The sequence below is a fragment of the Clostridium sp. AF23-6LB genome, assembly GCF_003461085.1.
Lineage (GTDB): Bacteria > Bacillota > Clostridia > Lachnospirales > Lachnospiraceae > Coprococcus > Coprococcus ammoniilyticus.
Window position 1 is genome coordinate 711,054 of sequence record NZ_QTWK01000001.1, and the last position, 26,129, is coordinate 737,182.

The following is a 26,129-nucleotide window of genomic DNA, read 5'->3' on the forward strand; positions in this document are numbered from 1 at the left end:
ATTATGGCTATCAGCGAAAGAATACATTTTTTCAGACTAATGCGTGGTATGACACAAAAGTATCTCGGTACAGCAATCGGTTTTCCAGAAAAGAGTGCTGATGTGCGTTTGGCACAGTACGAAACTGGTACACGCAAACCGAAAGCAGACCTTACAAATGCATTGGCACAGGTGCTTGATGTTTCTCCACAGGCTCTTGATGTTCCTGACATAGACAGCTATATCGGTCTTATGCACACTCTGTTTACCCTTGAAGATATTTACGGTCTTACTGTCAGTGAAGCAGACGGAGAGGTATGCTTAAAGGTCAACAAGGACAAAGGCAGAGAAGCATATGAACTCCTCAAAATGCTGTATGCTTGGAAAGAACAGGCAGACAAGCTATCTTCCGAAGAAATCAACAGAGAAGAATACGATAACTGGCGTTACCATTATCCAGAGTTCGACACCACACAGCGTTGGGCAAAAGTTCCATCACAGGAATTAAGTGACGCTCTCGTGGAAGCATTCAAAGACCACTTGAAAGATAAATAAGCACCTACAGGACCTGCCACTGGCAGCTCCCTACAGATGCTTTGGCAACGACAAAAAAGCCCTTAACTATGGTTATTAACCACAGCTAAGGGCTTAGTTTATAATATGGAATTTGTTCAGAGCCAAGCTCCGAACTTTAGTCTGCAAGCCACCTGTTAATTGTTCCGTTACCCATAAACCACTGGATAACAAGAATAATGGCACTTGCTATGACTGTTATCAATTTGTTATCAAAAGACTAATCGAAATCGCTGAAACCCGCATAAACACTGGCTTTTTTAAGCAACTCGATTTATTCAAACTCAATCGTTCCAGGTGGCTTACTCGTCAGATCATACATTACTCGATTGACACCCTTCACTTCATTAATAATTCTTGTCATTACTCTCTGCAATACTTCAAACGGAATATCCGCGCAGTCAGCAGTCATGAAATCGCTGGTGCATACGGCCCGAAGTGCAACTGCATAGTCGTAGGTACGTTCATCGCCCATAACACCAACAGAACGCATGTTGGTAAGAGCTGCAAAATACTGTCCAAGTCCTTTATCAAGACCTGCTTTTGCAATCTCCTCACGGTAGATATAGTCAGCATCCTGAACGATCTTAACCTTCTCAGCAGTTACTTCCCCAACGATACGGATTCCAAGACCCGGACCTGGGAATGGCTGACGGCTTACCAGATACTCTGGGATGCCAAGCTCACGACCAGCTTTACGAACCTCGTCCTTGAACAGGAGACGAAGCGGTTCAACGATTTCTTTAAAATCAACATAATCCGGAAGTCCGCCTACGTTGTGGTGGCTCTTGATCGTTGCAGATTTTCCAAGACCGGATTCGATCACGTCAGGATAAATTGTTCCCTGTACTAAGAAGTCGACAGCACCGATCTTCTTTGCTTCTTCCTCAAATACACGAATAAATTCTTCACCGATGATCTTACGTTTTGCTTCCGGTTCAACAACTCCTGCAAGTTTCTGGTAGAAACGATCCTGCGCATTTACACGGATGAAGTTCAGATCATATGGACCGTCCGGACCAAATACTGCCTCGACCTCATCACCCTCGTTCTTACGAAGAAGTCCCTGATCGACAAATACACAGGTAAGCTGCTTACCAACTGCCTTGGATAACAGAACGGCTGCAACCGACGAATCTACACCACCGGATAATGCACAGAGCACCTTGCCATTTCCAATCTTCTCACGCAGACTCTTGATCGTATCTTCAACGAAAGAATCCATCTTCCAGTCACCGGAGCATTTACATACATCCATGACAAATGCACGAAGCATCTTCATTCCCTCTTCTGTGTGCATAACCTCTGGATGGAACTGTGTTGCATATAAATTCTTCTCTGCATTTTCCATTGCCGCAAATGGACAGTTTGGAGTCGTTGCAGTTGATACAAATCCTTCCGGTGCTTCTGCGATATAGTCGGTATGACTCATCCAGCAGATCGTTGATTTATTTACATCTTTAAACAAAATGGAATTCTTATCCACTGTTACCTCAGTTCTGCCATATTCACTGACCGGAGCAGTTGCTACCTTGCCACCGAGTACATGTGCCATCAACTGTGAACCATAACAGATTCCAAGGATTGGAATACCCAGTTCAAAAATTTCCTTGCTGTAACTTGGTGAATCAGCCTTGTATACACTATTCGGTCCACCAGTGAAAATAATGCCTTTCGGGTTCATCTTCTTGATCTCGTCAATGCTCATAGTGTACGGATGTACTTCTGCATAAACATTACATTCTCTGACCCTTCGTGCAATAAGCTGATTGTACTGTCCACCAAAGTCCAGTACGATAATCAATTCCTTATTCATGAAAGTTTCTCCTTTATTTTTCTTAACACGTTATTTTTGATTATACCATGTAATTACTCTATTTTCTACACCTAATCCTACTCTATTTTACGTTCCCGCGCAAGACTTCCAGCCCCTTCTGATACTGTGTATCTTTCTCGCCCTGGAAATCATCGGAAACATAATCCTCCGGAAGTTCTACTTCGATGTCCGGTGCTACACCCTTCTTGTGAATATCATTTCCATTTGGTGTGAAATATTTGGCAGTTGTAAGCTTTATTGCTGAGCCATCAGAAAGCGGAATAACCGACTGTACGATTCCCTTTCCATATGTGTTCTCGCCAACAATCGTTGCTACGCCATATTCTTTTAATGCCGCTGTCATGATCTCGGATGCGCTTGCACTTTCTCCGTTTACGAGCACTACCATCGGTAGATCTAGCTGCTCTTCATCCGTAGACTCATACGTTGATAAGACATTTCCATTCTTATCTTCCTGATATACGATCTTACCGGCAGGAAGCAGATAATCACACATATCAACAACCGTTGATAACATTCCACCCGGATCGGAACGGAGATCGATCATCAGCGCTGTCATTCCCTGTGATTTCAGATCTTCTACTGCTTTTCTGAACAAATCACCTGTATTCGCAACAAACTGTGTTACACGGACATAGCCGATCTTCTTATCTGTATCTGCCATATAATAAGAAACTGTACTGTTTTCCAGTTTTCTTCTTGTAAGGGTTACTGTATGGTACTTCCGTTCGCTTGGTCTGTAGATCTCAAGAGTGACATCCGTACCTTCTTCTCCACGGATCTTTGTAACCAGATAGTCCAGATCATCAGATTCCTGAATCTCATAATCATCGATCTTACAGATCAGATCATCCGGCTTAATATCAGCTTCTGATGCCGGGGAATCTTCTGTAATGCTGACTGCGATTGCATATCCAGTATCTTCATCCTGTCTCACAACAACACCGATGCCCGCATATTCTCCGGAACTGTCTTCCTGCAATTTTGCAAATTCCTCTGGGGTATAATATTTTGCATATGGATCATCCAATGCCTCGATCAGCCCGGCATACAGACCATTCTGCATATCCTCATCCGATGTGTCAAAATAATACGACTGATCAATGATCGTCTCCAGACTTGCAAGCTTCTCCAGTGTATCTTCATCCACGACTGAACCATTGTATTCCAGATTATCATGCCGTTTTCCGGCATCCGTATTCAAATCGCCGCTTTTTGTATTGTCCTTCGTAAAGGAGCATCCCATCATTCCCGCACATCCGGCTATAACTGCCGCACCAAGAATCCATTTCTTAAAATTATGCTTCATTTTACCTTTTGCAATGCGCATCGCACATTCTGCATCCTTTCATATTCTTAGAAATAATCATTCATATTCATCTGTATCACGTTAGCCTTTTGAATATCTCCCGAAAATTTCCTTTTATAAACGACAACAGACAAATCCAGCTTTCACCCGATCTGTCTGTCGTTTTATCCTATGTGTAATTCTGTAAAATCTTACAATTCTGACTGGTTATCATACATGTATGAATCCCAGCTTTCTGTCTTTTTACAGGTAATCCAGTGGATTTACATAAGATCCATTGATCATAACTCCAAAATGGCAATGGGAACCCGTACTGTATCCGGTACTTCCTGCCTTGGCAATTACTTGTCCCTGTTCAACACTCTGTCCTACACTGACAACCAACTGGGAATTATGCATATATACTGTCGATACACCATTTCCATGATCGATCATGATGTAGTATCCCGCAGATGAGCTGTATTGTGATACAACAACTGTACCTGCTGCTGATGCAACAATATCACTACCGGTTGGACATGGAATATCAATTCCCTTATGGTTCGAACTTGCACCTGCTGTAGGTGAAGATCTTGGTCCGAAGTAAGAACTGATCCGGCTTCCCTGTGTAGCAGGCCACATGTAAGAACCACCGCTTGGTGTATAGTACTGTGGCTCACTGCTGCCGCTGCTGCCGCCACTCTGCTGCTGTGCTGCACGCTGCTCATCCAGTCGCTTCTGAATGGCTGCCATCTCTGCATCTGCTGCATCAATCTCTTTCTGATACTGTTCAACCATAGCTGTCTGAGCGTCAATATCCTTGGAATACTCTGCGATCTTATTATTCTTCTCTGTAATTGTTGTATTCAGATTATCTTTTTCAGTTTCAAGATCAGCCTTAACACTCTCAACCTCTTTCAGGTCTTTTTCCAGTGTTGCTTCGTAATCCTGAATATCCTGTCTGGTCTGAATCAATGCATTTAACTGTTTCTGGTCATAGCTTGAAATCTGCTCAACATATTCTGATTTATTCAACATATCTGTAAAGGAAGCAGATGACATCAGTGTGTCTATGTATTCTACCTCTCCGTTTTCATAAAGATACTGAATACGCTTCATCATTGCTGCATACTGATTATCTTCATCAACCTGGGCTTCTGCAAGCTTTTTCTTTGTATCATCGATCTCAGTATTCAACTGATTTTCTTCTTCCTCTTTTGCAGTGATCTTTGTCTGAATATCAGAAACCTGTTTATCAAGCACTTCAACATCACTGATCAACTGGTTCTGTCTCTCCTGCAGGCCATCCAGCACATTCTGTGCATCTTTTTTATTTCCCTCAGCTTCATTCTTGCTGTCCTGTGCCTCCTGCATGGTAGTTGCTGAGACATTGGAAACCGGCGGTATTGCCGCAAGTGCAACTGCACATACGACAACAATTGCTGTCTTTTTGAATTTCTTCATCAATGGGATCTGAAATTTCTTCAAAATAAAACCTCCCTTAAACCTTCAAATGTTTTCTGGTAGTGATCAAACTACCAAACAAACCTACACCTATACCAAGTATTAAGCCTACCGGTACCATCGTACGGAACAGTTCCTCTTTGCTTACAAATGCAAATACTGATGTCAGAACTGCAAATCGTCCTGCCACATATTCTAGAATCTTCTGATACATAATATATAACAGATAAAGCGGAATAACAGAACCGACTGCTCCGATAATAATACCTTCTATTATGAACGGTGCACGTACAAAAAAGTTTGTTGCACCGATCAGCTTCATGATCGCAATTTCTTCCTTACGAACGGTAATACCGATCGTGATCGTATTACTGATCAGGAAGATAGATACCAGCATCAGTATCACAACGATACCGACGGAAGCATAACCGACCAGTGATGATAATGTCGAAATACTATCAGCCGTTACCTCTGAGCTTCTGACATTTCTTACACCGTCCAGTCCCTTTGCAAATGCTACAAATTCAGCCTGTTTGGATACATCCTTCAATGTTACCTCATAAGAAGCAGAATTCTTTAACGGATTGTCATCACCAAAAGCTGCTTTTGCTGCCTCCGGATCATCATAGTTCTGCTCACAGAATTTATCAAATGCTTCATCTGCACTGATAAAATCCATTGTGTTCACATAATCGAGAACACGGATCTGCTCTCCGATCAACTGAACCGTTTCATCCGGAATATCTTCATCAAAAAAGATAGATATCGTTACGTTGTTCTCCAGATCCTGCATTCCGGACTGGAAGTTAACAACAACTGCATATACAATACCAAATATAAACAAACACGAAATAATTGTACCGATGGATGCAAGGGAGAACAATATATTTCTTCTGATGTTTGTAAATCCCTGTTTCAGGATATAAAAGAATGTACTAATCTTCATCTATATAACCACCTTGTTTTTCATCGCTGATAACCACACCCTTCTTCAGTGTGATTACTCTCTTTCGCATCTCATTTACGATATCCTTATTATGTGTAACTACAACAACTGTCGTTCCACGTTTATTGATATCGTCCAGCAGCTCCATAATATCCTCTGAGTTCTTCGGATCCAGGTTACCGGTTGGCTCATCGGCAAGGATGATCTCAGGATTATTTACCAAAGCTCTTGCCATGGCAACTCTCTGCTGTTCACCACCGGATAACTCCTTTGGATATGACTTGTACTTATCAGCAAGTCCTACCAGCGTCAGCATAGCAGGTACTCGTCTTCTGATATATCTTGCAGGAGTCTGTATAACTCTCTGTGCAAATGCGACATTCTCATAGATGGTACGATCCTTTAACAGTCGGAAGTTCTGGAATACAACTCCAATCTTTCTTCTGACCTTTGGGATATTCTTCTTTTTGATCGTTTTATAATTATATCCCGCTACACGGATAGAACCGGATGTCGGATCTAGTTCCTTTAATAAGAGCTTGATCAATGTCGTTTTACCAGATCCACTGCTTCCAACGATAAAGACAAACTCGCCTTTTTCTATATTGATATTAACATTCTTCAGAGCCGTCATACCACCCGGGTAGGTCATAGTAACATTCTCTAACTCTATCATAATGGTTTCCTTTCAACTTTAACTGTCTGTACTTTCTCTCTCTTTGCATTTGCAAGTATAGCAACTAAATGTGAAATATATGTGTAAATCATGCATACAATATATTACAAAGAGACCAGCTTTTACCTTTAATAATCTAATGACTCCATATACTTCATGTATTTTACAACCATCAGCGCGATCTTAAATGTGATCGCATCCTCAAATACACGAAGATCCAGGCCTGTACTCTTCTGAAGCTTATCCAGACGATAAACCAGAGTATTTCTGTGAATGTATAACTGTCTGGATGTCTCTGATACATTCAGACTGTTCTCAAAGAACTTATCAATCGTCGTAAGTGTTTCTTCGTCGAATTCATCCGGTGACTTGCCATCGAAAATCTCACGAATAAACATCTTACAAAGCGGAAGTGGAAGCTGATAGATCAGACGTCCGATTCCCAGATTGCTGTATGCGATGATATTCTGGTTCTCGTAGAAGATCTTTCCTACATCCAGTGCCATCTTTGCTTCTTTATAAGAACGGGATACTTCCTTAATCTCATTTACGATCGTACCATAAGATACATGAACAGAAGACATAACCTCTGTATTCAGCATATCTACAACAACCTTTGCAATCTTATTCATATCATCATAGGACTCTGTCTGCTTTACTTCCTTTACAAGAATAATATTCTTCTCATCTACAGCAGTGATAAAATCCTTTGTCTTTGTTGAAAAGATATTACGAACCGTCTCAAGTGCATTGGTATCCTTCTCATTCTTGGTTTCAATGATAAATACGATTCTTCTGACATCTGTATCGATATGCAGTTTCTTTGCCCGGTTGTAAATATCAACAAGAAGCAGATTATCCAGCAGAAGATTCTTGATAAAGTTATCCTTATCAAAACGCTCCTTGTATGCAACTAACAGATTCTGGATCTGGAATGCTGCGATCTTACCTACCATATAGGTATCATCTGTCTCACCTTTTGCAAGTAAGATATGCTCTAACTGGTTATCGTCAAATACCTTGAAGAACTGGTAATCACGAATTGCCTGACTCTCTGCCGGGGAATCCACAAACGCAAGCACTGCCTCTTCGCAGTCATCGACATCCTTAAATGTTGATGCAAGTATTTTACCTTCTGTATCAAGAACACATAAATCGGTTCTTGTAATATTCTTTAATCCATCAATCGTATCCTGAAGTATCTGGTTCGATATCATATATTCTACACTCCTTATTCTTATATTCGGATTCTGTATTCTTTCCTTATCCATTCTGCCCGACGGATAAACCTCCCGGAAAGCATACGAATAACAAAATACACTACTGTCCCTATTCTAAAACATATTTCAAAAAAAAAAAAGAGAAAATGCAGAATTTTCTGCATTTTCCCTCTTTGTTTATAAATATTAAGTATGTAGCATCTATTAGCTTACTAAGATTTCCTCTGTTTCCTTATCAAAGATATGAATCTTGCTTAAGTCAAATGCGAACTGAACTGTATCACCAGGTCTTGCTGTTGTACGAGCATTAACTCTTGCTGTGATATCGAACTGATCGATTGTGAAGTATAAGTAAACTTCTGCACCTAACATTTCATAGATATTGATTCTTGCATCAATAACGCTTTCTGGTGAAGACTCGATGAAGAGCTGCTCATCGTGGATATCTTCTGGACGGATACCAAGAACAACTTCCTTATCAACTGCATCAAGTGCGATAAGTCTCTCAGCCTTGCTGTCTGGAACTTTGATTGAGTGTGAACCGAACATTAAGAGAATGTCTGATCCAGACTTAACTACCTTACAATCAATGAAGTTCATAGGTGGCATACCCATGAAACCAGCTACGAATAAGTTACATGGCTTATCGTATAAGTTCTGTGGTGTATCTACCTGCTGAATGATACCATCCTTCATAACTACGATTCTTGTACCAAGTGTCATAGCCTCTGTCTGGTCATGTGTAACGTAAATGATGGTTGTCTGTAATCTCTGATGTAACTTGGAAATCTCAACACGCATCTGTACACGAAGTTTCGCATCAAGGTTTGAAAGTGGCTCATCCATAAGGAATACCTTAGGCTCACGAACAATTGCACGACCCATAGCTACACGCTGTCTCTGACCACCTGATAAAGCCTTTGGCTTTCTGTCAAGTAAGTGCTCAATGTCAAGGATCTTAGCAGCTTCATGAACAGCCTTGTCGATCTTCTCCTTTGGAACTTTTCTTAACTTAAGTCCGAATGCCATGTTGTCATATACTGACATATGTGGATACAGAGCGTAGTTCTGGAATACCATTGCGATATCTCTGTCCTTAGGCTCTACGTCATTTACAAGCTTGTCGCCGATCCATAACTCACCTGAGCTGATATCCTCAAGACCTGCGATCATTCTAAGAGTTGTTGACTTACCACATCCTGAAGGTCCAACGAAAATGATGAACTCCTTATCTTCAATTTCAAGGTTGAAATCCTTAACAGCATTGAATCCGTTAGGATATACCTTATAGATGTTCTTAAGTGATAAACTTGCCATTCTGCAAATACCTCCGTAAATATTATATAGTATTGTTTTATTTATTCATTCGTTCTGAACATAGTGTCATTTTACAACATTCCCCTTCTTTAAACCATATGATTATTGCCCAAAAAAAATTTTAATGTTTTGTTTGTTTTGTATACGACCGCAAAAAAACTAACATTTTGACGATTTTCGCATCGATTTAAGAAGATTTAAGACGAGAATTTTGTGAAACCTTCACCAAAAACCTCCGTAACCTGCCCTACAATGAGAAAAGAATTTTCATCAATTGTCCTTATTTTATCTTTTAATTCTACTAATTGCCTACTTGACAAAACAGAAATAATCATTACACGCCCTTCATTCGTGTAACCGCCTCTGGTATTTAATACCGTCACACCTCTTCCAATCTCATTCATGATACAGGCTTTGATCTCTTCACAATGGGAAGAAATAATATATACCAGTTTTCCATGCCGTAGTCCCTGCACGATCACATCGGATAATTTTGTCGATATCGCAATCGCAATAACTGCATACAGCATATTTTCAAATCCAAATGCCAGTCCGCCTGCCACAACGATCGCCAGATCGATCCCGCCAAGAAATAATGGTGCTCCTATATCATGCCGCAGATGATTCAGGATCAATGCCATCAGATCAACACCGCCGGAGGAAGCATTCTGCCGGAACATCAGCCCATAAGCACAGCCAAACATAACACCGCCAAGGATCATATTCAGCAGCTTATCCTGTGTTGCAAGCGGAAATGTGGGAATAGCCGCCATGAATACTGTTGAAACGGCTGTTGTATATGCTGTTCTTATCATGCTCTTCTTTTCCAATAGAAAATATCCGCAGATAAAAAGAGGTATATTGATCACCAGATTACTCAGCCAGACCGGTATGCCTGTTTCTCCGTTTCCCATCCCTTTTGTCAAATTCTCAATTATAATTCCAATTCCTGTCACACCACCCGGCACGATCTGTTCACTGTTAAAAATCCAGACAACCCCAAGCGACATCAGAAATGCTGCCACCGTAAGCAATGCATATGTTTCTATCACTTCGCCAATACTTTTCATATAAACCGCCTTTCATACAGTTTTTTATAGTATGTCCGATTTATTCCAGTGTAGTCATGTGCATCTAAAACAAAAAACAGGTACTGTCACACTTCTGTGACAATACCTGTTTTTTGTTTGGGCAACCTGTACAAATACATGTTCTTCCAGTTGTTCTGTTTAATTTTTAATATCGCTAGTTCCTATAATAACGATAATATCATATCCATCAATTGATACATCACAATCAGATGCGCTTACGGAATCTACCGTTGACATCTCCGGCGAAGTTAATTCAGCAGCAAGATCTGCTCCATCATATGAACCCGATACACATACCTTTGAGGTTGCAATTGCAGACTGTGTATACGTACCAACTTCTACAGAAGTATAGCCCTTGCCTTCTAATGCTGTCTTCCATGCACCGGCAACGCCACTTGTTCCTGTCGCATTGATAACAAGGATCTTCGCATCTGTGGAAGCAACAGAACCTGATTCGTCTGAGTCATCTGATCCACTGTTTTCTCCATCTCCATTCTTGAAGGTAGGATCATTTTCATCTCCTGCTTCTGTTACAATTTCTTTTCCGTTTGTTGTTTTCTTACTGTCTTTCAGAGAATTATTCTTTACTAAGGTCTTTATAAGCAGTGCTCCCATAATAACTATTCCGATTGCAAGAATAATTACAAGTGCTCTGAGCATTGTTTCCAGAAATAATCTCAATACTTTTTTTCCCATTTTCTGGCCTCCATTTAATATATACTATAATGCATCCTAGGAACATCCGATTGTTCTTAAAACAGCCTACCAGTTCCATGCATCACAAATGCACCAAAAAAAAATTACTTTTCTATGATTCTTCATTATACCTAAAAATCACCTAATGAGTATACCAAACGTACTTTTAAATTTCAACCTGCATTTCCAATTTCTTATTTATCCGCGGCAAATGATAGACCAATATAATATACAATCCTGTATTTTGTCCATTTCCCAGACATAAAAAAGAATCCTCATATGTTTTCATACAAGAATCCTTTTTCACATCTATACTCTCTGTTTTAAAAATCAACCGATTCCATATATTTTCACTTCTGTACCCGTTTTTTCCCACAGACCTCACAAACTTCTCCACTGTTTACATGTCCGCAGCCCCAACATGTCCACTCCGAAGCCTCTGCTTCCTTCTTCGGCTGCTGACTAGTTGTCATTGTAAAATTCTTCGAAACGATCTCAACATTGCCATCTTTATCTACTGTCGTTCTCAGATCTGCCAATGTATTTGCCGCAGCAACCTCACTCTTTTTCTTTTTAATAAACTTTATTCCCATAATCTCTACCCCATATCTGCGCAACTTTGCATAGATTATTTTATAGCAATATGAACAATTTTTCAATAGAAAATTAGGGAAAATGCAAACGTTTACCAGACTACTGCCAGCCACCATCAAAGGTCAGGACCTGACCGGTCAGATAGCTGCCGGCATTTGCTGTCGTTACGATAAAATCTGCGGCTTCTTTCTCTGTAGCCATCCTGCCAAACGGAATCTCCTCTTCCAGAACGGTTTTTTCTTCCAATGACAGATGTCCATTCATCGCAGTATCAATTGCACCAAATGCGATGGCATTTACCGCTATGCCGCTTGGTGCAAGTTCCTTCGCAAGTGCCTTTGTGAATGCATTGACCGCACCTTTGGTCGCTGAATACGCTACCTCACAGGAGGCTCCAACATTGCCCCATACAGATGAAATGTTGATAATACGTCCCTTATGTGCATGCACCATGTATGGCACAACCTGCCGGCATGTGTTAAATACTGACGTTATATTCGTATCTATAATCCTTTTCCAGTCCATTTCATCCATATCCGTCAGCAGTCCGACATAAGAAATTCCGGCATTATTGACCAACAGATCAATCTTCTCCCCAAACTGTTCGGTTACATGTTCTATAAACTGCTTCACAAATATAAAATCTCCGGCATCACCGGTCTCTGCATAACAATCTGTGCCCTGCGCAAGTATCTTCTGTTGAACCTCTTTCAGCTTTTCCGGATGACGAAATGACGTTATGGCTATTTTTTTATATTGTTGTGCAAGGGCTTCCGCCGTTGCTGCACCAATTCCTGTTGATGCCCCGATAACTATTGCTGTTTTCTGCTCCATTCTTTCTGTTCTCGCTGTTCTTTCTATTTAAAATGTGATACCCAACAGATTGATCAACAACCCCCAGCACACACTGGTAACATACAAGGTTCCAACGACCATAATGTTTTCTTTCAATCTGTGGCGGTTCATACGGAACAATACCAGAAGTCCTACGCCTGCGCTGACAAGCAGGCCTGACATCATTGCTCCGGCACTGAGCATACCATCCAGATAAAGCTCCGTAATAATAACAGATGGTGCGCAGTTTGGTATCAGTCCAATCAGTGCCGCCATTGCTTCTCCAAGGAACGGTACATCACCAAGAAGTCTTCCAATCGCATCTTCCCCTGCGATACCGATAATAATATTTAACACAAAGGATACCGCCAGGATAAATACCGTAATCTTCAAGGTGTGCTTTAATGCCGACATCCAGATTCCGTCCTCGCAGTTGCAGTGTTCCTGCTCGCACAGATCATGGATATGTTTTTCTTCTATGTCTGTACCATCATAGTGGATATGTCCATGATGTGTGTGTGTACTTTTTTCATCGTCGGTATGAATAATTTTTTCATCATGCACATGCACACTTTTTCCATTATGTGTATGAGTATCTTTATTATGTGTACATTCTGCATTGACTGTCTGTGCTGCCTGAACGGAATATCCAGAATGCTTTGATTCATCTGCACTGTCTGTAATTTTAGAATTATCGTTTTTTGAAGACGCTGTACGCTTCGTTTTTCTTCCTGCCAGATATCTTCTGCGAATATATTTATTTGCAAGATCGACTGCATAACCTGTAACGACCGCAATGCACATTTTTGTAAGCAGGATACGAATAATTGTACCGGCATTTACTGTATGCGAAATAAAGATCGGGAGCATCTCATCAGAGGTTGACATAAATACTGCAAGCAAAACTCCTGCTGTAATCACACCACCACTGTAAAGGTTCGCTGCCACACAGGAAAATCCACACTGTGGAACGATTCCAAGTGCTCCACCTGCCAACGGACCAAACGCACCGGCAGACTGCATATATTGCTTCTGCTTTTCTTCTGTTCTCTGCTCCAACCATTCCATCAGCAGATATGTCACTAATAAAAATGGTATTAATTTTACACTATCGATCAGTGCATCTGAAAACGAATCAAATAACAATTCCATACTATCCATCTCATTCCTAAAAATATAATTTGCAACCAAGTTGCATTATCAGATTATAGCATTATTTTCCCCAATGTCAACTCCTATTATCAGAAATATTCAATTTTCAGCATGGAAATTCCTGTTATCTGGTTTTATTTTTCTATTTCTTTCTTTTCTTTCTTACTGCATTTGTCGCAGACACCATATAAAATGGAATCCTTGCAGCAAAGTGTGAACCCATGATCAGACAAAATGTGCTCTGATATCTCTTTCATGAAATCACAGTCCAGATGGATGACCTTTCCACATTCGGAGCATTGCAGATGTAGATGCTTCTGACATCTGGATGGCTGTTCTACATACTGATATCCTGCTTTTTCGCCCTTATCAGCCACATATTTCATCAGTGTCTTCTCTGCAACCAGCTTATCCAGATATCGGTATACAGTTGTCTTATTTACCGAACACTCTTCCTGATCCATATGCTGTATAATATCCGACACATGAACGGCACGATCTTTATTCCGGATCAGATAATCAAGGATCATCTGTCTGCTCTTTGTCTGATATTCATGTTTACGTTCCATCTCAATTCCTGCTTTCTATCTGTTCTTAAGTCTCCACTATGTAAACTGTTATTCTATGCAGTATCGATCTACTGTCACAGTATCTGCCTTTTGTTACACATTCTATCTATACTTTATCTTCCTACTGCATATTCTAATTACTGCTGCACATTGTCCTGCATCTGCACCGGTACCCCCTGATAATAAGGTGTATTCGGAATATTTCTAAGATCCTGATTTCTCATATACTGAAGATATGCCAGTCCCTCATCAGAATATCCAAATCTCGCATTTGGACATGCCTGTGCAAGTACATTCAACAACTCCTGTTTACTCTTTTTTCCTCTTGCCAGTACATTAATAGCAACACGGTTCTTTGGAAAACGATTTTCGATTACATATTCACTTCCGGTTGGAATAAAGTTCGTCGATGTAGTATGCAGATAAATCAGATATACATCCCAGAGCCAGGTCATCTGTGTCGGCTGTTTCTTATTTGCAAGCACCTTATCAGAAATCAATACATATTGGTCTTCATATATTATATGCGAATATAACTGGTCGGCCATCTCCAAAAGCTGCGGGTTATTTTTCAAATAGCCGGTTTTTTCAGGTCTTACAATATTACGAATCCCCATTATGATAAATACAATTCCTAATAATGCAAATAAACCAAATAAAATGATCATACCCATTCCGTCATCTGCATTATCTGACATCACACCTATTGTGATCAATCCGAAAATCAGCATTAACACCGCTCCGCCGACAATCGCTGTGATTCCACCTTTTTTTATTTTTGCAAGTACAATATCTCTTCCCATATCAACATCCTCCTTTTTTATGTAAAAAGCATATAATATCTACATTATACGAAAAGATATCCATAGATTCAATCAAAAACTTTCCATAAAATCATTATAGATTTTATCTGCATATTCCGAAATAAAGCGTTATTGAATTTTCTTTTCTGTAATTGTTTTCTCGCAAAGAAAACCCCGAAACCGCATATCACGATTCCGGGATCTTATATTAACATTTACTATATAATAATTATCGTCAGATTTTGACCGGCATTTGATTAGCAAACGCCCTGAGCAAGCATAGCTTCTACAACCTTTTCGAAACCGGCAATGTTAGCACCTGCAACATAGTCGCCTTCTACACCGTAACGCTTAGCAGCGTCGCTGATGTTAGCGTAGATTGTCTCCATGATTCCCTTTAACTTGCCGTCAACTTCGTCAAATGTCCATGAAAGTCTCTCTGAGTTCTGGCTCATTTCGAGTGCAGACGTAGCAACACCACCAGCGTTAGCAGCCTTACCACCTACAAATAATACGCCATTCTCCTGTAAGTACTTAGTAGCCTCTAATGTTGTAGGCATGTTAGCACCCTCTGTTACAGAGATAACACCATTTGCAACTAATGCCTTGGCATCATCTAAGTCTAATTCATTCTGAGTAGCACATGGTAATGCGATATCACCCTTAACATTCCATACACCGTGCTCGCCGTTCTTCTTCTCATGGTATTCAGCACTTGGTCTGGCTGCTGCATACTCTGTAAGACGTGCTCTCTTAACTTCCTTAACTTCCTTAAGTAAGTCAACATCGATTCCTTCCGGATCATAGATCCAACCTGTTGAATCTGAACATGTTACACACTTAGCGCCTAACTGGTGTGCCTTCTGGATTGCGTAGATCGCAACATTACCGGCACCGGATACGATACAGGTCTTACCAGCGATATCAATACCGTGATCCTTTAATAATGCATTTGTTAAGTATAATAAACCATATCCTGTAGCTTCTGTACGAGCAAGTGATCCACCATATGTAAGTCCCTTACCTGTAAGAACACCTTCGAATGATCCACGAATTCTCTTATACTGTCCGAACATGAAACCAATCTCTCTTCCGCCTGTTCCGATATCACCAGCAGGAACATCAACATCTGCTCCGATATACTTGCTGAGCTCTGTCATAAAGCTCTGGCAGAATGCCATAATCTCTCTATCTGATTTGCCCTTAGGATCGAAATCAGAGCCACCTTTACCACCACCGATTGGAAGTGTTGTCAGTGAGTTCTTGAAGATCTGCTCAAATCCAAGGAACTTGATAATACCTAAATTAACTGAAGGATGAAGTCTTAATCCTCCCTTGTATGGTCCAATAGCATTGTTAAACTGTACACGGAAACCTCTGTTTACCTGAACCTGTCCATTGTCATCTACCCAAGGTACTCTGAACATGATCTGTCTGTCCGGCTCTGTGATTCTTTCAAGAATCGCATTCTTTCTGTAGAGCTCCTCGTTTGCATCGATACAAGGTCTAAGTGAATCAAGAACCTCTGTTACTGCCTGTAAAAATTCTGGCTGGTCAGCATTTTTCTTCTTTACGATCTCCAGCACTTCATCAACGTATGACATCTTAAAATCCTCCTTAAATTAATTATAAGTAAATCGCATCTCTGCGAAATTCATTTGGAGTAGTATTTTCTCTTTAAGAAAATTTCCACTTAAGATTATAAACAATAGACTTGAATTTATCAAGTAAAAATATGATTTTTATGAATTTTTTTATCTTTTTAATGAAAAAGCAGGATTTTCTTAAGTTACAATGCGCTAAAGTGCTAGCAAATTAGCGGGATTTACAGGTCTTCCATCTCTGCCTTGATCTCATCCTCCGTTGCTGCCATTGCCTGTAATGTCATGGTCAGAAGCTTCTCAAGCTCCCAGTTAAGCTGTGCAGCACCACGTTCGATCACTTCTCTGGAACAACCTGCAGCAAATCCTTTGCTCTTATATTTCTTCTTCAGTGACTTCAGTTCCATATCCTTTGTACTTTTTGACGGACGCATCAATGCCGCTGCCCAGATCAGGCCTGTCAGTTCATCTGCTGCAAACACCACCATCTCTTATTAAAACAGATCTCAAAAGACCTCAATTATTTTAATCGGAGTATTGAATCCAAAAATAAATGGATGGTATTACTATTAAACGTCTTGTGGAATAATAGATAATACCATCCTTTATTTTGTTTCAAAGACTATATATTAGTTGAGTCCTTTGAGGTACTCGTCAATGCCCTTTGCTGCTGCCTTTCCAGCTCCCATAGCAAGGATAACTGTAGCTGCACCGGTAACTGCATCACCACCGGCATATACACCTGTCTTTGTGGTCTGTCCGTTTGCTTCATCAGCAACAATACATTTCCACTTATTTGTATCAAGTCCCTTTGTTGTAGATGAGATCAGTGGGTTTGGTGAAGTACCAAGTGACATGATAACTGCATCCACATCCATAACGAACTCAGAATCAGGAATCTCAACCGGTCTTCTTCTACCGGATGCATCCGGCTCACCAAGTTCCATCTTAACACATTTCATGCCCTTAACCCAGCCCTTTTCATCTTCAAGGATCTCAGTTGGATTTGTAAGGAGATCAAAAATGATTCCTTCTTCTTTTGCATGATGTACTTCTTCTACTCTGGCAGGAAGTTCTTCTTCACTACGTCTATATACAATATGTGTCTCAGCACCAAGTCGAAGTGCTGTTCTTGCAGCATCCATTGCTACGTTACCACCGCCGACAACGGCAACCTTCTTACCAACCATGATAGGTGTGTTAGAGCCTTCCTTATAAGCCTTCATCAGGTTACTTCTTGTCAGGTACTCATTTGCTGAGAATACACCATTTGCATTCTCACCCGGAATACCCATGAACTTAGGAAGTCCTGCACCGGAACCGATAAATACTGCTGAGAAGCCTTCCTCCTCCATTAATTCATCTATCGTTACAGATTTACCAACTACAACGTCAGTCTCAATCTTAACACCTAAGGATTTTACATTTTCGATTTCTTTCTTTACTACGCCATCTTTTGGAAGACGGAATTCAGGGATACCATAAACCAGTACGCCGCCTGTCTCATGAAGTGCTTCAAAGATTGTTACATCGTAACCCATCTTTGCAAGGTCTCCTGCACAGGTAAGACCGGATGGACCGGAACCGATAACTGCAACCTTCTTGCCATTCTTCTCTACTGCCGGTTCCGGCTTAATACCATGCTCTCTTGCCCAGTCAGCAACGAAACGCTCCAGTTTACCGATAGATACAGGATCGCCCTTGATACCTCTGATACATTTACCTTCACACTGTGTCTCCTGTGGACATACACGGCCACATACAGCAGGGAGTGCTGATGATTTGCTGATCACCTGGAATGCCTCTGCAAATTCGCCCTTCTTTACATGAGCGATAAATCCAGGAATATCAATAGAAACAGGACAGCCCTTTACACACTGTGCATTCTTACAGCCGATACATCTTGCTGCTTCTGCCATTGCTTCTTCTTCATTATATCCGTAACATACTTCTTCAAAATTCTTTGCACGAACCGCAGGTTCCTGTTCACGAACCGGTACTCTATTTAAAACGTCCATTATTTGTCACCTCCACACTGTCCGCATCCACCATGATGGGTGTCGCCTTCCTTGGCTGCAAGATATGCTCTGCCTTCCTGTGTCTTATAGATCTGCTGACGCTCCATAGCTTCTTCGAAGTTTACAAGGTGTCCGTCAAATTCAGGTCCGTCTACACATGCGAATTTTACTTCGCCGCCAACTGTTACTCGGCATGCACCACACATACCGGTACCGTCTACCATGATCGGGTTCAGGCTGACAACTGTAGGGATCTCAAGCTCTTTTGTAAGCTTACAAACGAACTTCATCATGATCATCGGTCCGATTGCTACGCATACATCATATTTGTTGCCTGCGTCTACAAGCTTCTGAATCTCATTTGTAACAACGCCCTTGCTTCCATATGAACCATCGTCTGTTGTAATGTAGAGATTTCCGGCAACTGCCTTCATCTGCTCTTCCAGAATGATAAGCTCTTTGGATCTTCCACCGATGATAACATCAGCGGCTACTCCATGCTCATGTAACCATTTTACCTGTGGATATACAGGTGCGGTTCCTACACCACCGGCTACAAATAAGATCTTCTTATTCTTTAATGTCTCTAAATCTTCTTCTACTAATTCCGACGGACGGCCAAGCGGTCCAACAAAATCTGTAAAGCTGTCTCCAACCTTTAAATTCTTCATCATCTCTGTTGCTGCACCTACTACCTGGAATACGATAGTGATCGTGCCTGCTTCTCTTGAATAATCGCAGATTGTAAGAGGAATTCTCTCTCCATCTTCTGAGCCTCTTACGATTACAAACTGACCCGGAAGACAATTCTTTGCTACTCTTGGTGCTTCCACGTCCATAAGATAGATTGCATCTGTCAACGCTTCTGTTCTAACAATCTTAAACACGTTTTTATCCTTCCTTTCTCTTTTCCCGACTCTCCACACAAGACTCAGGAATACTACACTGCCGAAATCGCACAATATAGTCCATTATAGCATCTATTAACAAATACTGTAAAGGTGTAATTTTCAGGCATTTTTCATATCATTTTTACGTTACTCCAAACCAGAAAACAGATTGCTTTCTATCTGACTGATATCTTCAATCGGTATGATTGTTGCATCTGCCATGATTACTGCTCTTCTGTACAGATCAATTCGCTTAACGATACCGGAATGCGTAACATATTCTCCTCCGGCTTTTCTCTCATCCTGTACGAAATAGGTAATATCCACTAACTGTTCTGTACCTATATTAGCTGAAATAATGTTTAGTTTCTCATTCAGTTCTTCCAATACTTCATCACTGAGCACCCGTTTCTCATCTGTCCGTCTGGCAGTCTCACGAATCGCCGCCGCATGTCCTGTCAATGCCGCAAACGGCGCAAATTGTGCCGCCCGGTCATAGAGTGCCATCTGCGGATGTGTCTTTGAAACAGGGTGTTCCAAATGAATGATATCATCATATTTATGGTTGTTCTGCTCCTGCATATTATATATACCTCTTTATGCCTTATGTCCGCCAATCTGTGCATTTCTGTCTTTCGCCGTTGCTCCCTCCTGCAGGTTCATGCCCTTCAGGATCGCATTTTTTCCATATTTTTTCTTAATACTGAGCATGGCTTCCTGCATATGGCGCTCTCGTTCCAGATCTGCTTCCTCTTTTTCCCTTTGTTCCTTTACTGCTTCATAATCTGTAAAAAAATCAAGCTGCTCATACGCATCGTCATTCGTGACAGTATGTTCATCCACCAGTTTATTCGCGGTAATATTGATCCTCCGGATCAAAAGATCCTTGTCGACGATCCGGTCATACAGTTCCATTACCGCATCCATAAGCATCTGCGTCGATGAGGTCTGCCGCTTCAGATTGATCGTTCCATGTGCATGCTTCGGAACCTTTCGTCCATAACGATCCGTTGTAACAGCGCCTTTATATCTCTTCTTTCTCGCCGGATCTGTCAGATTATCAATATCATAACCGATCGTAAGCACGATCTGATCTGTAACAAGTCCCTTATCCACCAGATCAAGCGACATAAGATCAGTCATTTCCTTTACAACCAACCTTGTCTTATCAAAATCATACGGACAATGCAGTACCTGCCCGGTGCAAATGCTGTTCGTCTCCGGCTTATATGCCTTGATCTGATCCATCGTGCAAGGCTCATATCCCCATGCATGATCGATCAGCAGCTCTGCATTAATGCCAAATAACTTATACAATAAATCTTCATTATATAATTCATTTGTCTTTCCGACCGAGCATCTCGCCACATCGCCCATTGTGTATAGCCCATATTCCGCTAATTTCTTCGCATATCCCTGACCGACACGCCAGAAATCCGTGATCGGCTTGTGACTCCAAAGCTTCCTGCGGTATGCCATTTCATCCAGCTCCGCAATCCGTACTCCGTCCTCATCCGGTTCGATATGCTTCGCCACGATATCCATCGCGATCTTACAAAGATACAGATTGGTTCCGATTCCTGCCGTCGCTGTGATTCCGGTCGTCTTTAACACATCTCGTATCATCATCATGGCTAGTTCTCTGGCTGTCATATGATAGGTATTCAGATAGCCGGTCACATCCATAAATACCTCATCGACCGAATAAATATGAATATCCTCCGGCGCAATGTATTTCAGATAAATGTCATAAATCCGTGTACTGTATTCCATATAAAGTGCCATGCGCGGCGGAGCAATAATATAATCCAGCTGAAGAGTCGGGTCTGTCCCCAGCTTCGTGCTGTCATCCGATGCTCCGGTAAAATGATGATCCGGTATATTCCGTCTTCTTATATTATTTGCTTCTCGCACCTTCTGAACAACCTCAAATAGTCTCGCCCTGCCCGGTATTCCATATGCCTTAAGGGATGGGGATACCGCCAGACAGATCGTTTTCTCTGTCCGGCTCGGATCTGCCACTACCAGATTTGTAGTCAGGGGGTCTCTGTTCCGTTCTCTACATTCTACGGAAGCATAGAAGGATTTCAGGTCAATCGCTATATATGTTTTATTTTCTTCCATTTATCTATGCTCCTTCCGTATATTTTATCCACCATCATCCAACCGTTGTTCTTCATTTTATTCCACGCTTCAATTATATGTAAAATGATTGGTTTTCTCAATGGGAAAATACGGATACAAAGATAAAGTCCCACCTGTTTCGGGTGCTATGTCAGGGATATTATTGGAGCAAAAAAGTCCTATGGTCTGCCAACCGAATTGCACAATCACGCAACAGATCATAGGACTTTTTTGTTTCTAATCAAATTTCTTATATTTCATCTTTTTGCTGTAAGTATATATCTGTAATCACCCACTCCGGTTCTACGATATACTCCAGCTTACCATCATATTTCTTTACAACACGACGCATACTTTCTATTCCATATCCATGATATTCACTATCCTTCTTTGTTGTTCCAAAATCTCCTTTTGAAAGTGCTTTATATCTTGTACTATCATATGTATTCTTAATCTCAAAATGAATCATGTTCTCATAACCTGCAGCTTTGAACAGAACGCACTTATCACCATTACTATGTAAACAGGCTTCCGCTGCGTTTTCCAAACCATTCGAAAGCAGTCCGCTCAAGTCAACATCCTGAATCATTAATTTTCGTGGCAACTTTCCTTCACAATGGAACTTAACATCTGAATAAGCCTCTTTCGCAATAATTCCATTTATGATGGCATCCACCATATAATTTCCGGTATATAGCATATTTTTCTTCTTCAGATCTTCATCTTGTTCCGAAAGCTGTGCCAGGTAATCTTTTATTTCCTCCAAGTCTCCTTTAGAAGCCAATTCTCTAAGAACCGCCCTATGATGTCTATTATCATGACGATATTGCCGCATATCATCATCCATCATTTCCATATTGGCATATAACGCCAACCGCAGACCATCGTTCTCTTCCTGAACTTCAATATTCTTTGTTTTCAGATCATTTTCTTTTTTCAAATGGTTGGAATATAGGAAAAAGGCAAGGATGCAGGATATTGTAAGTAATATAAAAAATATAAGTGTAATATTAAGTCTATTCTGATAACTTGGTTCTCCATAAGTCCTAAAAACAGTGAAAGCAATTAAAACAATATAAAATCCTAACATTGCTCCAATTAACAACATACTTTGAACTATTTGGAGCTTTCTCTCAAACCAATTTCCTATAGCCTTTTTTCTACATATAATCGCTACAATTATAATAATAAGCTCTGCAAATATACTTTCAAGTAACTTTAAATCACCTGGATTATACGCATAATACCAAATCGCATTTTTCTTTATTGCAATTCCCATCAGGAAATAACATATCGTATCCAAATAATTTATGAAAATCCACGTCAATAAAAATAAAATAACTTTATTCTTCCATTTCCCTATAATTATTATTCCTAAAATGATAAGAATAGCAAAAACTGAAAATATCGCACTATCGCTTTTCAAACCAAAAGTTTGAATTAACAGCAAAAGAGCCAACGCCAAAATACCAAAAATTATTCTATTGTTTTTGTACATTTTTCCGCGAAAAATAAATAGAAACACTGTAAAATACTTAATAATTTCAAACATATTAATTAAAAACAACATATCTACACTAACCCCATTTCATTTTCTTTTGACAATAATTCCAATAAAACTCTTTACATCTGTTCAAATTCGAACGAGGAATATTTAGACTCTTTCCAATTTTTAATTCTATGTTTTTACTTATTCTTTTTATGTATGCCATGTTTACAATTATACTTTTACTAATCCGTAAAAAATCTGTTCCTAGTACATTTTCCCATTCTCTTAATGACTTACGAACCAATTTTCTCTCAGTTTCAAATTTTCCATCTGGTTTCTCATCTATCACGTATTCCAAATAAGAATAAACATGTTCTGCCGTAATAGTTATAATTTTGTCTTTACAAATAAATAAATTTTCTTGATCTCCCTTAATGCATAAAACTTCGCGATTACTGACTTCTTGTTCAAAAAGTTTCAATTTATCAACCAGCTTATTTTTATCATTCAAAAAACTAACTTTATCAACAAATCCTATCACATATCTTCCAAATGCTTCCTGCACAAGCTCGTCATGACTTGTCAGATAAATAATACTGCTTCCATACCTGTATCGTTCTAACTCTTTTCTAAGCCATAAGCCATCCCTGCCCGGCATTTCTATATCTACTATAAAGAGATCAATATCCCCCTCTATCTTATCAAGATTTTTCAATAAACTCTCCGCCGACTGGAATCCATATAATTTGACATCCGGAGATAAACATTCTCTGCATATCGATCCTACATCTTCAATTACTTTTCTTTCATCATCACAAATGACGATATTCATCTTTTGCCCCCTTCCCTTCATACTTAAGTTATATAAAATAATAAATTGTTTTCTTTCTTTTTACAATAATAACTTTGTTATTCGACATTCTTAGACAAAAATAGTCAAAAAAAATAGCCCAGGAGTTCCTGAACTATTTTTCCAGTTGATGCATCCATCAACTGCCGCAGTCTATATTGTTTTTTATACTTAGCTATATCTCTTAGGTGCATCTTTTTATTATAGAACATCCCTTTCCGGCAAATACTTTGCACACCCCTTTATTCTATAATAAATAGTCACCTCTATCTGCATATATTGAATACAAATATAGCTTCATATTTTTTCCGAACAAACACTTTTATATGTGCTATATTTTTTTACTTTCCCCAACCTACAAATCTTTTTAACCACTCTAAGATATCAAGTCCATACAACATGAATTTCCCCTTTCCCTTTAGGCGCCATCAGTTGTTTGTTTCGTACGATGGTTTCAGTTTAAAGGGATAAAGTGGTATTTTCTATTTATTTGTTCTGAACTGTCGTTTTTTGTTCTGTAGCAAAAAATCATGTATAAACAATGACTATATTTTGTTATTTTATCTTCTTTAGTAAAAATGTGTCTCGGATCATTCCTTACTGCTGCCTTGTACTGTGTATCTCCCGTATTTATCGGAAGTTCTGTCGCTCCTGCGTAAAGGTTCGATATTCCTGTTTTTATCTCACTTGAGAATTTTGTCAGTTTGGTTCGCTATGTCTACTACTCTCATAGCACGGTTGTTCTACTTGATTATGTTAAGAAAGTAAACGATAAAGAATCATCATTATAAAAAGGAAAATAACATTTGCAACTGTAAATTCCAGAAAATATCTGCCCCTAAATGACCGATCCTCTTTTGCAACATATTTGAAGCTGATCAGGCTTGCCATTGATGCTATCAACGTTCCAAGGCCCCCGAGATTGGTTCCGATCACCAGCTCCCGGATATGGTCTGTGAATCCGGATAACAAAATCGCAGCCGGAACATTACTCATTACCTGACTTGCAATTACCGAAGTGACCACCTCCCGTCCGGTCAATATATCCGAAAGCAGTTGACTGAATGCCGGGATACGTCCAAGATTACCGATGAATATAAATAACGCGATAAAAATACATAACAGAGAATAATCAACCTGTGTCAGAATTTTCCGGTCACGCAGAAGCAAATATAAAAATACTAACGCGAAAGGCACACCATACGGAAGAATATGTGAAACCGCAAGCAGACTTATGACAAACAGAATAAGATATGCTGTAAATTTTTCAATCCATTCCGCATCCTTTTTCTCCCATTTTGAACCGGAAGCACTCAACGAATCCTTCTGTCTTTTCGTTGAAGCTTTATCTTCAACAGAATCTAAGCCTTTGTTCTGCTTTATTTCTGTCTTCCCATCATGACTTAACTTTCTTTTTCGAACCATGGATGCCAGACCGATCCATGCCATTAACAAAGCAAATGCGCAGACTGTATACGGCAGCATGATCTTTAAAAACTCCGCAATACCTATACCTGCTTTTCCATACAAATACAGATTCTGAGGATTACCAAGAGGTGTCAACATACTGCCAAGATTCGCCGCAATCGTCTGCATGACAATTACTTTTAGCATCCATTTGCTATCAGTGTCCGGGTTCAGTTTCTTCATTATTATAATTGCAAACGGCACAAATGTAATAAGTGATACATCATTTGTTATAAACATCGACATAAAGAAACACAAGCATACAAGGATTACCGTTACTCCTCCGATCCCATGCACCTTTGCTAACAGCCGTTCTGCTAATTTATCAAACACATCAATATTCCTCAAGCCGGCAACGATACTCATAAGGCAGAACAGGATCGCCAGTGTCCGAAAATCAATATACGAAATATATTCTCTGTCAGGGACTACAAAAAATACTGATATCACTGCCAGCACGACCGCGATCGATAACACGGTTTCCTTCTTTATAAAATATAAAATCTTTTTCATCCTTCTAATCCTCTTAACACATATTTTCTGCTTGCATTATTGTACTGCATTCACTTCCGCCCCACAACCTGTAATTCTGCAATTTATGATCAAGTCTTCCTTATATTTTAGATGCTTTTTTACCGGAAATATTTTATA

Annotated in this window: 23 protein-coding genes and 1 pseudogene; 1 reads left to right on the plus strand and 23 read right to left on the minus strand. The window is 40.0% G+C overall.

Features of this window, described 5'->3' with window-relative positions:
• Positions 1-3 precede the first annotated feature (3 nt).
• A complete protein-coding gene (locus tag DWY07_RS03220; RefSeq protein WP_009247529.1) occupies positions 4-534 on the plus strand; it encodes a helix-turn-helix transcriptional regulator in 531 nt (176 codons plus the stop codon).
• Positions 535-826: 292 nt separating this feature from the next.
• On the opposite strand, the gene guaA is transcribed toward DWY07_RS03220, so the two are convergent.
• From guaA to DWY07_RS03335, 23 genes and pseudogenes are all read right to left on the minus strand, one after another.
• Positions 827-2,368 carry a glutamine-hydrolyzing GMP synthase gene (gene guaA, locus DWY07_RS03225; RefSeq protein WP_044944527.1) on the minus strand — a complete coding sequence of 514 codons (1,542 nt, stop codon included), beginning with the start codon at positions 2,366-2,368 and terminating at the stop codon, positions 827-829.
• An 82-nt stretch (positions 2,369-2,450) separates the two neighbouring features.
• On the minus strand, positions 2,451-3,719 hold the full coding sequence (locus tag DWY07_RS03230) for a S41 family peptidase (RefSeq protein WP_226801055.1): 1,269 nt from the start codon (positions 3,717-3,719) through the stop codon (positions 2,451-2,453).
• Between the two features lie 222 nt (positions 3,720-3,941).
• Positions 3,942-5,165 (minus strand): M23 family metallopeptidase, encoded by a 1,224-nt coding sequence (locus tag DWY07_RS03235; RefSeq protein WP_021943134.1) that lies wholly within the window; start codon positions 5,163-5,165, stop codon positions 3,942-3,944.
• A gap of 13 nt (positions 5,166-5,178) precedes the next feature.
• Positions 5,179-6,087, minus strand: a complete 909-nt coding sequence (ftsX, locus tag DWY07_RS03240; RefSeq protein ID WP_117822188.1) for a permease-like cell division protein FtsX — start codon at positions 6,085-6,087, stop codon at positions 5,179-5,181.
• The gene (ftsE, locus tag DWY07_RS03245; protein ID WP_021943136.1) at positions 6,077-6,763 is read right to left on the minus strand and encodes a cell division ATP-binding protein FtsE; all 687 of its coding nucleotides are present in this window, start codon (positions 6,761-6,763) and stop codon (positions 6,077-6,079) included. The genes ftsX and ftsE overlap by 11 nt, the downstream gene beginning before the upstream one ends.
• 128 nt (positions 6,764-6,891) lie before the next feature.
• Positions 6,892-7,980 carry a helix-turn-helix domain-containing protein gene (locus DWY07_RS03250; protein ID WP_021943137.1) on the minus strand — a complete coding sequence of 363 codons (1,089 nt, stop codon included), beginning with the start codon at positions 7,978-7,980 and terminating at the stop codon, positions 6,892-6,894.
• Between the two features lie 207 nt (positions 7,981-8,187).
• A complete protein-coding gene (gene ugpC / locus DWY07_RS03255) occupies positions 8,188-9,300 on the minus strand; it encodes a sn-glycerol-3-phosphate ABC transporter ATP-binding protein UgpC (RefSeq protein ID WP_021943138.1) in 1,113 nt (370 codons plus the stop codon).
• A 197-nt stretch (positions 9,301-9,497) separates the two neighbouring features.
• Positions 9,498-10,370 carry a YitT family protein gene (locus DWY07_RS03260; protein WP_117822189.1) on the minus strand — a complete coding sequence of 291 codons (873 nt, stop codon included), beginning with the start codon at positions 10,368-10,370 and terminating at the stop codon, positions 9,498-9,500.
• A gap of 159 nt (positions 10,371-10,529) precedes the next feature.
• A complete protein-coding gene (locus tag DWY07_RS03265; RefSeq protein WP_021943140.1) occupies positions 10,530-11,087 on the minus strand; it encodes a LytR C-terminal domain-containing protein in 558 nt (185 codons plus the stop codon).
• Positions 11,088-11,437: 350 nt separating this feature from the next.
• Positions 11,438-11,680: a hypothetical protein gene (locus DWY07_RS03270; protein ID WP_117808322.1), complete on the minus strand. Its 243-nt coding sequence runs from the start codon at positions 11,678-11,680 to the stop codon at positions 11,438-11,440.
• 100 nt (positions 11,681-11,780) lie between these two features.
• A complete protein-coding gene (locus DWY07_RS03275; RefSeq protein ID WP_117822190.1) occupies positions 11,781-12,515 on the minus strand; it encodes an SDR family NAD(P)-dependent oxidoreductase in 735 nt (244 codons plus the stop codon).
• 27 nt (positions 12,516-12,542) lie between these two features.
• A complete protein-coding gene (locus tag DWY07_RS03280) occupies positions 12,543-13,667 on the minus strand; it encodes a putative manganese transporter (RefSeq protein WP_226801056.1) in 1,125 nt (374 codons plus the stop codon).
• A 134-nt stretch (positions 13,668-13,801) separates the two neighbouring features.
• Positions 13,802-14,236, minus strand: a complete 435-nt coding sequence (locus tag DWY07_RS03285) for a transcriptional repressor (protein WP_117808319.1) — start codon at positions 14,234-14,236, stop codon at positions 13,802-13,804.
• Between the two features lie 137 nt (positions 14,237-14,373).
• Positions 14,374-15,039 (minus strand): phage holin family protein, encoded by a 666-nt coding sequence (locus tag DWY07_RS03290; RefSeq protein ID WP_117822191.1) that lies wholly within the window; start codon positions 15,037-15,039, stop codon positions 14,374-14,376.
• A gap of 257 nt (positions 15,040-15,296) precedes the next feature.
• Positions 15,297-16,643, minus strand: a complete 1,347-nt coding sequence (gene gdhA, locus DWY07_RS03295) for an NADP-specific glutamate dehydrogenase (RefSeq protein WP_117822192.1) — start codon at positions 16,641-16,643, stop codon at positions 15,297-15,299.
• Positions 16,644-16,864: 221 nt separating this feature from the next.
• Positions 16,865-17,125, minus strand: a pseudogene (locus tag DWY07_RS03300) (hydrolase); the annotation flags it as partial.
• 144 nt (positions 17,126-17,269) lie between these two features.
• On the minus strand, positions 17,270-18,658 hold the full coding sequence (gene gltA / locus DWY07_RS03305) for an NADPH-dependent glutamate synthase (protein ID WP_117808316.1): 1,389 nt from the start codon (positions 18,656-18,658) through the stop codon (positions 17,270-17,272).
• Positions 18,658-19,545, minus strand: coding sequence for a sulfide/dihydroorotate dehydrogenase-like FAD/NAD-binding protein (locus DWY07_RS03310; protein ID WP_021945016.1), 888 nt, complete (start codon positions 19,543-19,545; stop codon positions 18,658-18,660). Before DWY07_RS03310 ends, gltA begins: the two co-directional genes overlap by 1 nt.
• 150 nt (positions 19,546-19,695) lie before the next feature.
• Positions 19,696-20,130: a hypothetical protein gene (locus DWY07_RS03315; RefSeq protein WP_117822193.1), complete on the minus strand. Its 435-nt coding sequence runs from the start codon at positions 20,128-20,130 to the stop codon at positions 19,696-19,698.
• 15 nt (positions 20,131-20,145) lie between these two features.
• Positions 20,146-21,672 (minus strand): DNA methylase, encoded by a 1,527-nt coding sequence (locus tag DWY07_RS03320; RefSeq protein ID WP_117822194.1) that lies wholly within the window; start codon positions 21,670-21,672, stop codon positions 20,146-20,148.
• A gap of 250 nt (positions 21,673-21,922) precedes the next feature.
• Positions 21,923-23,242, minus strand: a complete 1,320-nt coding sequence (locus tag DWY07_RS03325) for a GHKL domain-containing protein (protein WP_117822195.1) — start codon at positions 23,240-23,242, stop codon at positions 21,923-21,925.
• Positions 23,243-23,249: 7 nt separating this feature from the next.
• Positions 23,250-23,993, minus strand: coding sequence for a LytTR family DNA-binding domain-containing protein (locus DWY07_RS03330; RefSeq protein ID WP_181983871.1), 744 nt, complete (start codon positions 23,991-23,993; stop codon positions 23,250-23,252).
• Positions 23,994-24,767: 774 nt separating this feature from the next.
• Entirely contained in the window at positions 24,768-25,991 is a 1,224-nt protein-coding gene (locus DWY07_RS03335; protein WP_117822197.1) for an SLC13 family permease, read from the minus strand.
• Between the last annotated feature and the right edge of the window lie 138 nt (positions 25,992-26,129).

What these genes read in the sequence shown, in the direction of transcription:
- DWY07_RS03220 (WP_009247529.1), top strand. Translation starts at nt 4, where the DNA reads ATGGCTATCAGCGAAAGAATACATTTTTTCAGACTAATGCGTGGTATG.
- DWY07_RS03315 (WP_117822193.1), bottom strand. Translation starts at nt 20,130, where the DNA reads ATGCAGGAGCAGAACAACCATAAATATGATGATATCATTCATTTGGAA.
- DWY07_RS03330 (WP_181983871.1), bottom strand. Translation starts at nt 23,993, where the DNA reads ATGAATATCGTCATTTGTGATGATGAAAGAAAAGTAATTGAAGATGTA.
- DWY07_RS03320 (WP_117822194.1), bottom strand. Translation starts at nt 21,672, where the DNA reads ATGGAAGAAAATAAAACATATATAGCGATTGACCTGAAATCCTTCTAT.
- DWY07_RS03275 (WP_117822190.1), bottom strand. Translation starts at nt 12,515, where the DNA reads ATGGAGCAGAAAACAGCAATAGTTATCGGGGCATCAACAGGAATTGGT.
- DWY07_RS03230 (WP_226801055.1), bottom strand. Translation starts at nt 3,719, where the DNA reads ATGCGCATTGCAAAAGGTAAAATGAAGCATAATTTTAAGAAATGGATT.
- guaA (WP_044944527.1), bottom strand. Translation starts at nt 2,368, where the DNA reads ATGAATAAGGAATTGATTATCGTACTGGACTTTGGTGGACAGTACAAT.
- DWY07_RS03335 (WP_117822197.1), bottom strand. Translation starts at nt 25,991, where the DNA reads ATGAAAAAGATTTTATATTTTATAAAGAAGGAAACCGTGTTATCGATC.
- DWY07_RS03290 (WP_117822191.1), bottom strand. Translation starts at nt 15,039, where the DNA reads ATGGGAAGAGATATTGTACTTGCAAAAATAAAAAAAGGTGGAATCACA.
- DWY07_RS03260 (WP_117822189.1), bottom strand. Translation starts at nt 10,370, where the DNA reads ATGAAAAGTATTGGCGAAGTGATAGAAACATATGCATTGCTTACGGTG.
- DWY07_RS03265 (WP_021943140.1), bottom strand. Translation starts at nt 11,087, where the DNA reads ATGGGAAAAAAAGTATTGAGATTATTTCTGGAAACAATGCTCAGAGCA.
- ugpC (WP_021943138.1), bottom strand. Translation starts at nt 9,300, where the DNA reads ATGGCAAGTTTATCACTTAAGAACATCTATAAGGTATATCCTAACGGA.
- gdhA (WP_117822192.1), bottom strand. Translation starts at nt 16,643, where the DNA reads ATGTCATACGTTGATGAAGTGCTGGAGATCGTAAAGAAGAAAAATGCT.
- ftsE (WP_021943136.1), bottom strand. Translation starts at nt 6,763, where the DNA reads ATGATAGAGTTAGAGAATGTTACTATGACCTACCCGGGTGGTATGACG.
- DWY07_RS03270 (WP_117808322.1), bottom strand. Translation starts at nt 11,680, where the DNA reads ATGGGAATAAAGTTTATTAAAAAGAAAAAGAGTGAGGTTGCTGCGGCA.
- DWY07_RS03285 (WP_117808319.1), bottom strand. Translation starts at nt 14,236, where the DNA reads ATGGAACGTAAACATGAATATCAGACAAAGAGCAGACAGATGATCCTT.
- DWY07_RS03280 (WP_226801056.1), bottom strand. Translation starts at nt 13,667, where the DNA reads ATGGAATTGTTATTTGATTCGTTTTCAGATGCACTGATCGATAGTGTA.
- gltA (WP_117808316.1), bottom strand. Translation starts at nt 18,658, where the DNA reads ATGGACGTTTTAAATAGAGTACCGGTTCGTGAACAGGAACCTGCGGTT.
- ftsX (WP_117822188.1), bottom strand. Translation starts at nt 6,087, where the DNA reads ATGAAGATTAGTACATTCTTTTATATCCTGAAACAGGGATTTACAAAC.
- DWY07_RS03250 (WP_021943137.1), bottom strand. Translation starts at nt 7,980, where the DNA reads ATGATATCGAACCAGATACTTCAGGATACGATTGATGGATTAAAGAAT.
- DWY07_RS03325 (WP_117822195.1), bottom strand. Translation starts at nt 23,242, where the DNA reads ATGTTGTTTTTAATTAATATGTTTGAAATTATTAAGTATTTTACAGTG.